Genomic DNA, 13,755 nt, shown 5'->3' with positions numbered 1-13,755 from the left:
TTTATTCAGCGCGCGCGCCGGACTGTTTCACCACCTCGCGCCAGCGTTTGGCTTCAGACAGCGTCCAGCTGCGCATCTGCGCGGGCGTGCCGGGCTCGGGCGTGGCCGCGAGGTTGAGCAGGCGCTGGCGCACCTCGGGCAGGGCCAGCAGCTTGACGAGCTCGCTGTTCACGCGCTGCACCACGGCCTGCGGCGTGCCGGCCGGCCCGGCGATGCCGAACCAGGACTGCACGTCAAAGCCCGGAAAGCCCGACTCGGCCACCGTGGGCACATCGGGCAGCAGCGGCGAGCGCTGGGCACTGGTGATGGCGACCGCATGCAGCTTGCCGCCGCGCACATGCGGCAGCACCGAGGGCGCGTTGTCAAACATGGACTGCACCTGGCCGCCCAGCAGGTCGGTCACGGCCGGCGCGCTGCCGCGGTAGGGCACATGCAACATGGGCGCCTTGGCCGCGATCTTGAAGATCTCGCCCGAGAGGTGAATCGACGAGCCGCTGCCCGACGAGGCAAAGGTGATGCCGTTGGGCGAAGTTTTGGCGAAGGCCACATAGTCGGCCAGGGTCTTGACGGGCAGCTGCGGGTTCACCACCAGGATGTTGGGCACCTTGGCAATCAGGCCCATGGGCTCGAAGTCCTTGAGCGGGTCGTAGCCCAGCTTGTCGTAGAGCGAGGCATTGATGGTGTTGGCGATGGTGTAGACATACAGCGTGTAGCCGTCGGCCGGCGCACGCGCGACGATCTCGGCGCCCACATTGCTGTTGGCGCCCGCGCGGTTGTCCACCAGCACCGGCTGGCCCAGCTGCTTGCCAAGCTCGACCGCGACAATGCGCGCAATCACATCGGTCGCGCCGCCGGCCGCATAACCGACCACCAGCTTGATGGGCTTGGTCGGCCAGGTGGTGGCAGGCTGGGCCTGGGCGGGCAGGGTGGTAGCGGCGAAGGCGGTGAACAGCGTGGCCAGGGCCGCCCGGCGCGATGGGGTCTTGAACAAACTCATAAAGCAGTGTCTCCTGTTGTCTCTGTTGTCGGTATGCGGTGCATGTGCCGGCCCGGTGGCGGTAGCGGCGGCAGGGGGAAATTCTTGACCAGGGCCGGCAGGGCAACAAATTCAAACGTCCGGCCAGCGGACGTTTTATAGTCCAGTGCCATGGCCCCGCGTTCTTCCGCTTCCAAACCCCCGGCACCCCTGATCGAATCGGATGAGGGCGGCAGCCGCACCCTGAGGCGCGGCCTGCAGCTGCTGGACGCCGTGCTGCAAAGCGGCCGCGAAGGTTTGCGCGTGGTCGACCTGTGCCGCACAGCCGGCCTGGAACGCGCCACGGTGTATCGCCTGCTGGCCACGCTGCTGGAGTCCGGTTACGTCGCGCCGCGCGGCCGCTTCAGGTATGTGGCCGGGCCGCGCCTGGTCCAGCTGCAAACGCCAGCGCCATCGCCCTCTGACTTCGCCGCCCGTTTGCAACCGGTGCTGGCCCGCGTGAGCAAGGCCTGCGGCGACGCAGCCTTTGCCATCGTGCGCGAAGGCGCCGCCTCACACTGCATCGCACGCCAGGTGGGGACGCACCCGGTGCAGATGCTGGTGATCCAGGTCGGGACGCGCCAGCCCCTGGGCGTGGGGGCAGCCGGCCTGGCTTTGCTGGCCGCGCTGCCCGAGGAAGATGCGGCTGCCGTGATTGCCGCCAACGCACCCAGCCTGGCGCGGTATGGCGGCATGACGCCGGAGCGGATGGAGATTCTGGTGCGGGCCACGCGCGAGAGGGGGTGGGCTGTGATTGGCAACCACGCGACTGAAGGCGTTCTGGCCGTTGGCATGGCCGTGGCGGGGCGTGATGGCTCGCCTGCTGCGGCCATCAGTGTGGCGTCGACTATGGAGCGGATGCCTCGCGCTCGGCAGCAGTTGATTGTTCGATGGATGAGGGAGGCTTTATCGGGTTTGCTACCCGAGGGCTTATAAGCCGGGTCTTGCTCCGGCGGGGCGCTTCCCTCTGACTCCTGCTGGCCGGGTCTCGCCCCGGCGGGCGACTTACTTTCTTTTGCTTCGCCAAAAGAACGTAAGCAAAGAAAAGGCGACCCGCAGTCTGGGTCCCTCCGCTGCGCTACGGGCAACCTGCGCTGCTCGACTACGGAGGGGGTCTGGCTAAACTCGCTACGCTGCGCTTCGCTCAAACAACGCCAGCCCTTATCCCTCCTCCGTCTGCGCTGCTCGGCCCAGCCAGGACGGGGAAGTCCGAAATACCAAATACCGAACCCCAAATGCAAACAAGGACACGCCATGGCGTGTCCTTGTGGTTTTCTGTATTGGTATTTTTTCCCCACCCCCTTGTGTATGCGCCGAGGAGCGGAGGTTCAGGCGGATAAGGGATCGCGTTGTTTGAGCGGAGTGAAACGGAGCGAGTTTAGCGAGACCCCGCCTGAACCGAGCACCGCAGGTTGCCCGTAGCGAAGCGGAGGGACGCAGACACCAGGGTCGCCTTTCTTTTGCTTACTTTTCTTTGGCGAAGCAAAGAAAAGTGAGTTGCCGCCGGGCAACCCCGGCCAGCCACCCTCAGCAGAGGGAGCACCCGTCAGGACAAGACCTGCTCAAAAACTCAAATCCGAAAACAGACTCATAAACCCCTTCTTATTCACTGCAATCAATTGCGAGCTTTTTCCTTACAGTCCGCTAAAAGCCCATCTCCGCCGGCCGGCCGCCAGGCCAAAAAACTAAATCAATCCCATGCCAGACAACAAATTCCTTGTACGAGCCCCTCTGCTGGACCCCAAACAACAGGTGGTCGGCTACAGGCTGGCCTGGCAGAGTCCGGTGCCTACGGATGCGCGGGAAGATGTGCGGCAGTTGCTGGACTTTGTGGGTGAGCGGGCCCACGATGCCGAGCTGGGTTTGCTGTTCCTCGATGCCGAGCGCGGCGTGCCGCCTGGCGGCATCCTGGCTGCGGAGGTTCCCAAAAACACGGTGCTGATGCTGGACTGCGGCGACCTGGCCGAGGATTGTGTGGCGGGCATGGCTTCCATGCGTGAACAAGGTTTGCAGCTGGCGCTGCGCGGTGCCAGCCTCGCGTTTATGGAAGCGCATGCCGAGACCCTGCTGCCGCTGGCCACGCATATCGAGCTGTCTTGGGGCCATCCGGATTTTGCGGCGCTCAGCAACCTGGCGAAACAGGCCGAGCCGCCGCTGGCCGTGGTGGTGCAGGATTTCCCGGGCTGGGCGGAGTTTGACAAGTCGGCCGCGCATGGCGTGGGCGGTTTTTTTGGGCAGCTGTGCACCACGCCGCGCCCGCTCAACAATGCCGGCGCGCTGAGCCCGCAGGCCATCTTTATCCTGCAGCTGATGCAGATGGTGCAGGAAAACGCCGATGTGCGGCACATCGAGGGTGTGCTCAAGCGCGACGCGGCGCTGTCGTACAAGCTGTTTCGCTATATCAACTCGCCGGGCTTCGGCATCGAGGTCGAGATCGAATCGCTGCGCCATGCGGTGACCATGCTGGGTTACACCCCGCTGTTCCGCTGGCTGTCGGTGCTGCTGGCCACCACCAACACGGCCGGGTATTCACACGCGCTGCTGCAGGCGGCGATTGTGCGCGGGCGTTTTGCCGAGCTGCTGGGCAAGGACTTGCTGCCGCGCGGCGAGGCCGAGCACCTGTTTTTTGTCGGCATGTTCTCGCTGCTGGACCAGCTGCTGGGCATCCCGCTTGAGAAGGTGGTGAGCCAGATCCTGCTGCCCGAGCCCGTGGTGCAGGCCTTGCTGGGCCGCGAGGGCGTGTACGGCCCCTTTCTGTCGCTGGTCGAGGCCTGTGAACAAAGAGACGGCCGCGTGCCGGCGCTGGCCGACGCGCTGTTTGTGACCTCCACGCGCGTCAACCAGGCGCACCTGGCGGCGCTGGCCTGGGCGCATACGGTCACGATTTAGGTTTCCTTGCGCCTTGCAATGGCGCTGGTGGATTTGCTCCTTCCCCCGCTGGGGGAAGGCTGGGATGGGGGCTCGCGGCGTTGGATATGTCGCTGGAGGTGTTTTAAAGGCCGCTGGCCCCCACCCCTCCCTCCCCCAGCGGGGGAGGGGGCAAGAACTCTTGCCCGAATCGATCGCCAAAGAAGCGGGGCTTTTCGCGCGCTTTTCAGGCCATGGCGGGCGGCGCAGGCTTTGTACATTGAAGCATCGCCGTTTGCACTGTGCACAAGGCGCGTGCCCCGCGCGCGATGGCCAAAAAACCTATGAACACACCCCTGCATGGCGCCACGGCCTCGTCGGCCGGTCCGGATTTCCTCCTGACGGACCATGATTTTTCAAAAATACGCACGCTGATCCACCAGCGGGCGGGCATTGCCCTGAGCACGCAGAAACGGCAGATGGTCTACAGCCGGCTGGCGCGGCGCCTGCGCGAGCTGCGCCTGACCGAGTTCGCGAGCTATCTGCGCTTCCTCGAAGCCGACCCGCATGGCGACGAGTGGCAGCAGTTCACCAATGCGCTGACCACCAACCTCACGGCCTTCTTCCGTGAGGCCCACCATTTCCCGCTGCTGGCCGAGCATGCCAAAAAATGCGCCCAGCCCATGAGTGTCTGGTGCTCGGCCGCCTCCACGGGCGAGGAGCCCTATTCCATCGCCATGACCTTGATCGAGGCACTGGGCGAGCGCGCGGGCGCGGCGGCCAGCGTGATGGCCACCGACATAGACACCCAGGTGCTGGCCAAGGCCCAGGCCGGCATCTTCACGATGGAGCAGGTCAGCAAGCTCTCGCCGGCGCGGCTCAAGCGATTTTTCCTCAAGGGCGCGGGCGCGCAGGCCGGCAAGGTGCGCATACGGCCCGAGGTCGCGGCCATGGTGAAGTTCGAGCAGCTCAACCTGCTGGACGCGAAATGGGCGTTGCGCGAGCCCTTTGACGCGATCTTCTGCCGCAATGTGATGATTTATTTCGACAAGCCCACGCAGGGCCGCATCCTGCATCGTTTCGCGCCGCTGATGAAGCCGCACGGCCTGCTGTTTGCCGGGCATTCGGAAAACTTCTCCTTTGCCAGCGACACCTTCCGGCTCAAGGGCCAGACGGTGTATGAACTCGTGGCCGGCCCATGACCACGGCGCACCGGGAGACCCTGGCCACCCACCATTATTTCGACCGCGAGTTCGGCATCGCGGCGGTCAAGCTGCTGCCCGGGGAATATTTTGTGACCTCCAGCGACATGGTGCTCACCACGGTGCTGGGCTCCTGCGTCTCGGCCTGTGTGCGCGACACCGTGGCCGGCATAGGCGGCATGAACCATTTCATGCTGCCCGAGGACGCCGAGCCGGGCACGCGCGGTGCGGCGGCCTCCATGCGCTACGGCGCCTATGCGATGGAGATGCTGCTCAACGAGCTGCTCAAGGCCGGCGCGCGGCGCGAGCGGCTTGAGGCCAAGGTCTTTGGCGGCGGCGCGGTGCTGGCCAATATGACCTTGCTCAACATCGGCGAGCGCAATGCCGACTTTGTGCTGCGTTATTTGCAGATGGAGCAGGTGCGGGTGGCCGCCCAGGATTTGCGCGGCAACTACCCGCGGCGCATCAACTACTTCCCGGTGACGGGCCGGGTCACCATGCGCAAGCTGCGCCAGCAGGCCGACGTGGCGCTGGTGCGCGACGAGGAGCAGGCGCTGGCCGCCACCTTGCGCAGGCCGGCGCGGCCAGCCCCTGTCGAGATCTTCAGCAACAGCCAGGCCGCGGGCGCGGCCGCCAGGAATGCGTGGGCCCTATGAACGGTAACGTGAGCGTGAACAAGATCAAGGTGCTGTGCGTCGACGACTCGGCGCTGATACGCAGCCTGATGACCGAGATCATCAACAGCCAGCCCGACATGGTGGTGGTGGCCACGGCTTCGGACCCGCTGGTGGCGCGCGACCTGGTCAAGCAGCACAACCCCGACGTGATGACGCTGGACGTGGAAATGCCGCGCATGGACGGCCTGGAGTTCCTGGAAAAACTCATGCGCCTGCGGCCCATGCCGGTGCTCATGGTGTCCTCGCTGACCGAGCGCGGCTCCGAGGCCGCGCTGCGTGCACTCGAACTGGGCGCGATTGACTTTGTGACCAAGCCGCGCCTGGGCATACGCGACGGCCTGCTGTCGTACACCGATTTGATCGCCGGCAAGATACGCATCGCGGCCAGCGCCAGGCTGCTGCCGGTGCGGCGCGTGGCGCCGGCGGGCGGCGCGGCTGGCGCTGAAGTGCCCCTGCTGCACAGCCCGCTGCTGAGCACCGAAAAACTCATCATCATCGGCGCCTCCACGGGCGGCACCGAGGCCATACGCGAGGTGCTGCAGCCGCTGCCGCCCGACAGCCCGGCCATCCTGGTCGCCCAGCACATGCCGGCGGGTTTTACCAATTCCTTCGCGCAGCGCCTCAACGGCCTGTGCCGCATCGCGGTCTCGGAGGCGGTGCACGGCGAGCGTGTGCTGCCCGGCCATGCCTATATCGCGCCGGGCGGTTTTCATCTGTCGCTCACGCGCAGCGGCGCCAACTATGTGGCCCAGGTCGACCAGGCGCCGCCCGTGAACCGGCATCGGCCCTCGGTGGACGTGCTGTTCGACTCGGCCGCGCGCCATGCGGGCAAGAACGCCATCGGCGTGATCCTGACCGGCATGGGGCGCGACGGCGCCGAAGGCCTGCAGCGCATGCGCCAGGCCGGCGCCCACACCATCGCGCAGGACGAGGCCAGCTGCGTGGTCTACGGCATGCCGCGCGAGGCCGTGGCATTGGGTGCGGTCACCGAGGTGGCGCCGCTGCGCGAGATCAGCCAGCGCGTGCTGGCGCACCTGCGCTCTTTCGGGGAGCGCGCCAACCGGGTGTAGGAGCTCAAGCTGAAGGCCACACCGGCCGTAAACCAATCATCAAACTGAATGAAAAAACTGGAGTGAAGTGTGGTTGATAAAAACATCAAGATCCTGGTCGTGGACGACTTCCCGACCATGCGCCGGATTGTGCGCAACCTGCTCAAGGAGCTGGAGTTCGTCAACGTCGACGAGGCCGAGGACGGCGCGGCGGGCCTGGAAAAGGTCAAGGCCGGCAGCTACGGCTTTGTGGTCTCGGACTGGAACATGCCGAACATGGACGGCCTGGCCATGCTGCAGGCCATACGCGCCGACCCGCAGTTCGCCAAGCTGCCGGTGCTGATGGTGACGGCCGAGGCGAAAAAGGAGAACATCATCGCGGCCGCGCAGGCCGGCGCCAACGGTTATGTGGTCAAGCCCTTCACCGCCGTGACGCTGGAGGAAAAGATCAACAAGATCTTCGAAAAGATCGAGAAGGAGGGTGCCTGACATGGACGCACACCAAGCCGTAGCACTGCAGCCCGCGGCCGCCGGCGATTCGGCCGAACAGCTGGTCAACCGCATAGGCCATCTGACGCGCCAGATGCGCGAGGGCATGCGCGAACTGGGCCTGGACAAAAGCATCGCGCGCGCGGCCGAGGCGATTCCCGATGCGCGCGACCGCCTGAGCTATGTGGCCCAGATGACCGAACGCGCGGCCGAAAGGGCGCTCAACGCCATCGACGTGGCCCAGCCCATACAGGACAGCCTGGCCAAGCAGGCGGTGGAGCTCGGCAAGCGCTGGGACGGCTGGTTCGCCAGCCCGGTCGAGCTGTCCGATGCGCGCGAGCTGGTGAAAGACACACGCAGCTACCTGGCCGAGGCGCCGCAGCAGGCCGGCGCCACCAATGCCCAGCTCATGGAAATCATGATGGCCCAGGACTTCCAGGACCTGACCGGCCAGGTCATCAAGAAGATGATGGACGTGATCAAGGACATGGAGACGCAGCTGCTGCAGCTCTTGATTGACAACGCACCGCCCGACAAGCGCCAGGAAGCCGGCCAGGGTTTGCTCAATGGGCCGCAGATCAAGATCGGCAATGCGGATGCGGTGGATGGGCAAGGGCAGGTTGATGACTTGCTCGCCAGCCTGGGGTTTTAGTCAGGCGGCGCTGGCCCCCATCCCAACCTTCCCCCAGAGGGGGAAGGAGCAAGTACAGCTCCCTCCCCCGCTGGGGGAGGGCAGGGGTGGGGGCCGGCGGCCCCAAAGCACCCTCGCCTTTCCCCGCACACACCACCCCCTTATTGCCTGAAGAACAGCCCGATACAGGGCCTGTTTCGCAGATCGGTTTCAGCTCTCCACTCCAATAATTCTGATGACGAGGTGCCTCCTGTGCCTCGCTCTGCGGAGTATTGATGGCGGAAGAAAGTGAGCTCGAAAAGACCGAACCGGCCTCGCCGCGCCGCCTGGAAAAGGCGCGCGAAGAAGGCCAGGTGGCGCGGTCGCGCGAGCTGGTCACCTTTGTCATGCTGGCCACCGGCGTGGCTGGCCTGTGGATGCTGGGCGAGATGATGGGCGGGCATTTCAACAGCGCGCTGCGCGGCGGCCTGCAGTTCGAGCGCGCCTCGGCCTTTGATGCCTCGCACATGATGAACCAGGCCGGCACGGCCGTGCTGCACGCCATGCAGGCGCTGCTGCCGGTGCTGCTGATGATGCTGGTGGCCGCGCTGGTCGCGCCCATGCTGCTGGGCGGCTGGCTGCTGTCGGCCCAGTCGCTGGCGCCGAATTTTTCCAAGCTCAACCCGGTTGCCGGCATAGGCCGCATGTTCTCGGTCGAGTCGCTGGCCGAACTCGTCAAGACCCTGCTCAAGTCGGCGCTGGTGGGCGGCGTCGCCTGGTGGGTGATCGCGGACGACCTGGGCGCCATCATGGGCTTGATGCGCGAGCCCGCGCATGCCGCGCTGCCGCACACCCTGCACCTGGTGGCGGGCAGCTGCGCGCTGATCATCGCCTCGCTGCTGCTGGTGGCCGGCATCGACGTGCCCTACCAGCTCTGGAGCCATGCGCGCAAGCTGCGCATGTCGCGCGAAGACCTGCGCCAGGAGAACAAGGAAAGCGAGGGCGACCCGCACATCAAGGCGCAGATACGCCGGCAGCAGCAACAGATGGCCAAGCGCCGCATGATGGCCGAGGTGCCCAAGGCCGACATCATCGTCACCAACCCCACGCACTTCGCCGTCGCCCTCAAGTACATCGACAAGGACATGCGCGCGCCGCGCGTGATCGCCAAGGGCACCGACCTGGTGGCCCTGCGCATACGCGCCATGGCCGAGGAGCACAAGATACCGGTACTGGAAGCGCCGCCGCTGACGCGCGCGCTGTACCGCCACACCAAGCTCGGCGATGAAGTCCCGGCGGCGCTGTATTCGGCCGTGGCCGAGGTGCTGGCCTGGGCCTACCAGCTGCGTCGCGCGGCCGAGGGCGGCGTGGCGCCCCCGCGCGCACCGCGCGACCTGCCGGTGCCTGAGTCGCTCGATCCCCTTGCCTCCCTTGCCCCGGCAGGAGCCGCCGCATGACGCTGGTCGACGACCTGATGCGCCTGCCGCGCCAGATGATGGCCGGCGGCAAAGGCAAGGGCCTGGCCGGCCCGGTGCTCATCATCCTGATCCTCAGCATGATGGTGCTGCCGCTGCCGCCGTTTTTGCTGGACCTGCTGTTCACCTTCAACATCGCGCTGTCCATCATGGTGCTGCTGGTCAGCATGTACACCATGAAGGCGCTGGACTTCGCGGCCTTCCCGGCCGTGCTGCTGTTCACCACGCTGCTGCGCCTGTCGCTCAACGTCGCCTCCACGCGCGTGGTGCTGATGGAAGGCCACACCGGGCCCGACGCGGCCGGCAAGGTGATAGAGGCTTTCGGCCACTTCCTGGTGGGCGGCAACTTCGCGGTCGGCGTGATGGTGTTCATCATCCTGGTGGTGATCAACTTCATGGTCATCACCAAGGGCGCGGGCCGCATCGCCGAGGTGGGCGCGCGCTTCACGCTGGACGCGATGCCGGGCAAGCAGATGGCCATCGACGCCGACCTCAACGCCGGCCTGATCGGCGAGGACGTGGCGCGCAAGCGCCGCGCCGAAGTGGCGCAGGAGGCCGACTTCTACGGCTCCATGGACGGTGCCAGCAAGTTTGTGCGCGGCGATGCCGTGGCCGGCCTGCTGATCCTGGTGATCAACATCATCGGCGGGCTGATCGTCGGCATGGCCCAGCACGGGCTGGATTTTTCGCAGGCGGCCACGAGCTACACCCTGCTGGCCATTGGCGACGGCCTGGTCGCGCAAATCCCGGCGCTGGTGATCTCCACGGCGGCCGGTGTCATCGTCTCGCGCGTCACCACCGACGAGGACGTGGGCGGCCAGCTCACGGGCCAACTGTTTGCGAATCCGCAGGTGCTGTTCCTGACGGCCGGCGTCATAGGCCTCATGGGTTTGATCCCCGGCATGCCCAACATCGCGTTTCTGATCATCGCGGGCGGCCTGGTCTGGCTGGGCCGGCGCATTTTGCAGCGCGGCGCCGTGGGCGCGGCCGCCGCGGCGGAAGCACCGCCGCCGCCGGCCCCGGCCGAATCGCAGGAGGCCAGCTGGGACGATGTGGCCCTGGTGGACCCGCTGGGGCTGGAGGTCGGCTACCGGCTGATCTCGCTGGTGGACAAAAGCCAGAACGGCGAGCTGCTGGGCCGCATCAAAAGCATACGCAAGAAGTTCGCGCAGGACATCGGTTTCCTGGTGCCCGTGGTGCATATCCGCGACAACCTGGAAATCAAGCCCAACGCCTATGTGCTCAAGCTCAAGGGCGTGCAGATCGGCGAGGGCGAGGCCTTCCCCGGCCAGTGGATGGCCATCAACCCGGGCCAGGTCAGCGCCCCCCTGCCGGGCACGCAGACCAGGGACCCGGCCTTCGGCCTGCCCGCGACCTGGATAGACAGCGGCCTGCGCGAGCAGGCGCAGATCTACGGCTACACCGTGGTCGACGCCAGCACCGTGGTGGCCACGCACCTCAACCATTTGATCCACGCGCATGCGGCCGAGCTGCTGGGCCGCCAGGAAGTGCAGCAGCTGCTGGACCGCATAGGCAAGGAATCGCCCATGCTGGTGCAGGACCTGGTGCCCAAGACGCTGTCGCTCACCACGCTGCAGAAAGTGCTGCAGAACCTGCTCGAGGAAAACGTGCCGATACGCGACATGCGCACCATCCTCGACGTGCTGGCCGAGCATGCGCCCACCGTGAGCGACACCACCGAGCTGAGCTCGCTGATACGGCTGGCGCTGTCGCGCGCCATCGTGCAGCAGATTTTCCCGGGCAACGACGCCCTGCAGGTCATAGGCCTGGACAGCGCGCTGGACCGTGTGCTGCTGCAGGCCCTGGCCAACAGCGCCGGCCTGGAGCCGGGCCTGGCCGACAGGCTGCTGCGCGAAGCCCAGCAGGCCATGGACCGCCAGGCCGGGCTGGGCCTGGCGCCTGTGCTGGTGGTGCAGCACCCGCTGCGCGTGCTGCTGGCGCGCTTCCTGCGCCGCAGCCTGCCGCAGCTCAAGGTGCTGTCGCACGCTGAGATACCCGACACCCGCACCATCCAGGTGACCGCCACGATTGGAGCCACGACGTGAACAGCCGCAGCATCAACATCGGTGAGACCTGCCGGGTCGTCGCGCCTTCGAGCCGCGAGGCCTTGCGCCTGGTGCGCGAAAAACTGGGCCCCGATGCCGTGGTGCTGTCGAATCGCGTGACGGCTGAAGGCGTGGAAGTGCTCGCGGCGCTCGATGAGTTTGTTGCGGTGCCCGCACCCGAGGCCGTGCCCGTCGCTCCCGTGAGTCCGCCGGCCGAAAGCGATGCCGTGCTGCGCGAAATCCATTCCATGCGCGGCATGATTGAAGAGCAGCTCGCCGGCATGGCCTGGAACGAGCAGCAGCGGCGCGACCCGGTGCGCGGCCATTTGCTGCGCACCCTGCTGGGCGCGGGTTTCAGCGCGCGCCTGGCCAAGGACATCCTGCAGGACCTGCCCACGGGCCAGGGCCATGCGCAGGGCATGGACTATGCGAAGGCCGAGCTCGCGCGCCGCATGCCGCTGCTCGAAGACGAAGGCGCGCTGCTGGACGAGGGCGGCGTGTATGCGCTGATGGGCCCGACCGGCGTGGGCAAGACCACCACCACGGCCAAGCTCGCGGCGCGCTGCGTGATGCGCTTTGGTGCCGACAAGCTGGCCCTGGTCACCACCGACAGCTACCGCATAGGCGCTTACGAGCAGTTGCGCATTTACGGCCAGATCCTGGGCGTGTCGGTGCATGCGGTGAAGGACGCGGCCGACCTGGACCGGGTGCTGGCGGGCCTGCGCGACAAACACATGGTGCTGATAGACACCGTGGGCATGAGCCAGCGCGACCGCGCCGTCGCCGGCCAGATCGCCATGCTCTGCGGCGCGAGCCGGCCGGTCAAGCGCCTGCTGCTGCTCAATGCCTCCAGCCACGGCGACACCCTGAATGAAGTGGTGCAGGCCTACCGCCATGGCGAGAAGGCCGGCGGCACCGACAGCGAATGGGACCTGGCCGGCTGCATCTTCACCAAGGTCGATGAGGCCACGCACCCGGGCGCGCTGATCGACATGGCGATACGCCACCAGCTGCCGGTGCATTACATCTCCAGCGGCCAGCAAGTGCCCGAGCACCTGGCGCCGGCCGACGGCCGGGCCCTGGTCGACAGCGTGTTCCAGGCGAAAAGCCGCAGCGCGCTGTTTGTGCCCGGCGAGTCCGGGCTGGAGGACAAACCCGCGGCCGCTGGCCAAGAGGCGCAAGCCGCCAGCGAACGCCTGCGCGCGCAATGCCGGCAACTGATCAATGCCCTGACCCACAACGCGCAGGAGCTGGCCGCCAACGCGGCCGCGCTGTCGCAGGGCGGCATAGGGTTTGAGGAAACGCGCGCGCTGTGGCGCCGGCTTTCCGCTCCTGCGGATGCCGACGACGCGCAGCGTGTGTCGAGGGCGCTGCTGTCCCGGGCCGTGGAAGACAGCGCCGCGCTGTGCGACGGCCATGTGCTGGCCGTGGCCGGTGAAGCGCGCGGCAGCGATGCGGCCCCAGCGCCGGGCGGCACGCTGCTGCTGTCGGACCGCACGGGCCAGGTGTTTGCGGCGCCGCTGCAAGGCCATGCGGACCCGGCACGGCCGGCAGGGTGGGCGCTGCAGCCCGCGCTGGGCATGACGGTGGTTCATTTGTTCGCGCAAGTGCCCGAGGCCGGCTTGATCCGCCAGTGGCAGCTTGAAGGCCGCGCCTGGGCGGCGGCCGGCAGCTCGGCCATGCGCATGGTCGATGCGGACACCGGCGCGCGCGGCACGCTGGGCAAGCTGGCCGCGGGCCTGGACTTCGGCACGGCCCAGCCTGTGCTCTACCGCAAGAAGGCGGCGCTGATGTCGGTGGCCGAGGCGCGCATCAGCCTGCGGCCCGAGCTGGGTGAGATGGCGCCGGGCACGCAGCCGCCCCTGCCGGTGCTGCGCTGCGTGGTCAGGCGCATGGTGGATGCCGCAAGCGGCAAGCTGCTGGCCCACAGCTATGTGCTGGCCGGCGAAGCCGTGCGGGTGCCGGCGCAGCGCATGGCGCAGTGGCCGGCCTGGCGCAGCGCCGCTGAACCCTATTTCAAATTGCTGGGCCAGGGCATTGGCCAGCTCGACGCGGCCGATGGGCCCGCGCGCCGGCTGATTGCCGGCCAGGCCTGCGCCACGGTGTTCTTGTTGCAAGGCCTGCAGGACGGCTGGGCCGAGACGGCACGCGCCGCGCTCGCGCAGCTGGCCGGGCGCGCGCCCAAAGCGGGCCGGCCCGTGCCGGCCGCCGTGCTGCTCGAAGGCCTGGGCAAGCTGCTGGTGCTGCTGGACGCGCTGGAGACCGAGGGCGTGGACTCGCCCTTGCCGGCACACATGCCCGCCGCGCGCGGCTGAGGATGGACGC

General features: G+C 67.0%; 11 protein-coding genes. 10 read left to right on the top strand and 1 reads right to left on the bottom strand.

Annotated elements, in window-relative coordinates:
• Position 1: 1 nt before the first annotated feature.
• Positions 2–997 carry a Bug family tripartite tricarboxylate transporter substrate binding protein gene (locus tag ACEN9P_RS07065; RefSeq protein WP_495621505.1) on the bottom strand — a complete coding sequence of 332 codons (996 nt, stop codon included), beginning with the start codon at positions 995–997 and terminating at the stop codon, positions 2–4.
• Between the two features lie 150 nt (positions 998–1,147).
• Here ACEN9P_RS07065 and ACEN9P_RS07060 point away from each other — a divergent pair, with 150 nt between their 5' ends.
• The 10 genes from ACEN9P_RS07060 (at position 1,148) to flhF (ending at position 13,745) form a co-directional block, all read left to right on the top strand.
• A complete protein-coding gene (locus ACEN9P_RS07060) occupies positions 1,148–1,951 on the top strand; it encodes an IclR family transcriptional regulator (protein WP_495621504.1) in 804 nt (267 codons plus the stop codon).
• 762 nt (positions 1,952–2,713) lie between these two features.
• Positions 2,714–3,904 (top strand): EAL and HDOD domain-containing protein, encoded by a 1,191-nt coding sequence (locus ACEN9P_RS07055; protein ID WP_495621503.1) that lies wholly within the window; start codon positions 2,714–2,716, stop codon positions 3,902–3,904.
• Positions 3,905–4,206: 302 nt separating this feature from the next.
• Positions 4,207–5,064, top strand: a complete 858-nt coding sequence (locus tag ACEN9P_RS07050) for a CheR family methyltransferase (protein ID WP_495621502.1) — start codon at positions 4,207–4,209, stop codon at positions 5,062–5,064.
• Entirely contained in the window at positions 5,061–5,720 is a 660-nt protein-coding gene (gene cheD / locus ACEN9P_RS07045; protein ID WP_495621501.1) for a chemoreceptor glutamine deamidase CheD, read from the top strand. Before ACEN9P_RS07050 ends, cheD begins: the two co-directional genes overlap by 4 nt.
• Positions 5,717–6,811 carry a protein-glutamate methylesterase/protein-glutamine glutaminase gene (locus ACEN9P_RS07040; RefSeq protein ID WP_495621500.1) on the top strand — a complete coding sequence of 365 codons (1,095 nt, stop codon included), beginning with the start codon at positions 5,717–5,719 and terminating at the stop codon, positions 6,809–6,811. The genes cheD and ACEN9P_RS07040 overlap by 4 nt, the downstream gene beginning before the upstream one ends.
• Positions 6,812–6,880: 69 nt before the next feature.
• Positions 6,881–7,279 (top strand): chemotaxis response regulator CheY, encoded by a 399-nt coding sequence (gene cheY, locus ACEN9P_RS07035; protein WP_477664007.1) that lies wholly within the window; start codon positions 6,881–6,883, stop codon positions 7,277–7,279.
• A gap of 1 nt (position 7,280) precedes the next feature.
• Positions 7,281–7,931, top strand: coding sequence for a protein phosphatase CheZ (gene cheZ / locus ACEN9P_RS07030; protein ID WP_495621499.1), 651 nt, complete (start codon positions 7,281–7,283; stop codon positions 7,929–7,931).
• 254 nt (positions 7,932–8,185) lie between these two features.
• Positions 8,186–9,346: a flagellar biosynthesis protein FlhB gene (gene flhB / locus ACEN9P_RS07025; protein ID WP_495621498.1), complete on the top strand. Its 1,161-nt coding sequence runs from the start codon at positions 8,186–8,188 to the stop codon at positions 9,344–9,346.
• A 17-nt stretch (positions 9,347–9,363) separates the two neighbouring features.
• The gene (flhA, locus tag ACEN9P_RS07020) at positions 9,364–11,430 is read left to right on the top strand and encodes a flagellar biosynthesis protein FlhA (protein ID WP_495622148.1); all 2,067 of its coding nucleotides are present in this window, start codon (positions 9,364–9,366) and stop codon (positions 11,428–11,430) included.
• Entirely contained in the window at positions 11,427–13,745 is a 2,319-nt protein-coding gene (gene flhF, locus ACEN9P_RS07015) for a flagellar biosynthesis GTPase FlhF (RefSeq protein WP_495621497.1), read from the top strand. Before flhA ends, flhF begins: the two co-directional genes overlap by 4 nt.
• Positions 13,746–13,755 lie beyond the last annotated feature (10 nt).

This window comes from Polaromonas sp. Polasp52 (genome assembly GCF_059491565.1).
This window is presented reverse-complemented; position numbering and strand designations above follow the sequence as displayed.

Bases quoted from the DNA above. Each gene is read 5' to 3' on its own strand.
- ACEN9P_RS07065 (WP_495621505.1), bottom strand. From the start codon at position 997: ATGAGTTTGTTCAAGACCCCATCGCGCCGGGCGGCCCTGGCCACGCTG.
- ACEN9P_RS07060 (WP_495621504.1), top strand. From the start codon at position 1,148: ATGGCCCCGCGTTCTTCCGCTTCCAAACCCCCGGCACCCCTGATCGAA.
- ACEN9P_RS07055 (WP_495621503.1), top strand. From the start codon at position 2,714: ATGCCAGACAACAAATTCCTTGTACGAGCCCCTCTGCTGGACCCCAAA.
- ACEN9P_RS07050 (WP_495621502.1), top strand. From the start codon at position 4,207: ATGAACACACCCCTGCATGGCGCCACGGCCTCGTCGGCCGGTCCGGAT.
- cheD (WP_495621501.1), top strand. From the start codon at position 5,061: ATGACCACGGCGCACCGGGAGACCCTGGCCACCCACCATTATTTCGAC.
- ACEN9P_RS07040 (WP_495621500.1), top strand. From the start codon at position 5,717: ATGAACGGTAACGTGAGCGTGAACAAGATCAAGGTGCTGTGCGTCGAC.
- cheZ (WP_495621499.1), top strand. From the start codon at position 7,281: ATGGACGCACACCAAGCCGTAGCACTGCAGCCCGCGGCCGCCGGCGAT.
- flhB (WP_495621498.1), top strand. From the start codon at position 8,186: ATGGCGGAAGAAAGTGAGCTCGAAAAGACCGAACCGGCCTCGCCGCGC.
- flhA (WP_495622148.1), top strand. From the start codon at position 9,364: ATGCGCCTGCCGCGCCAGATGATGGCCGGCGGCAAAGGCAAGGGCCTG.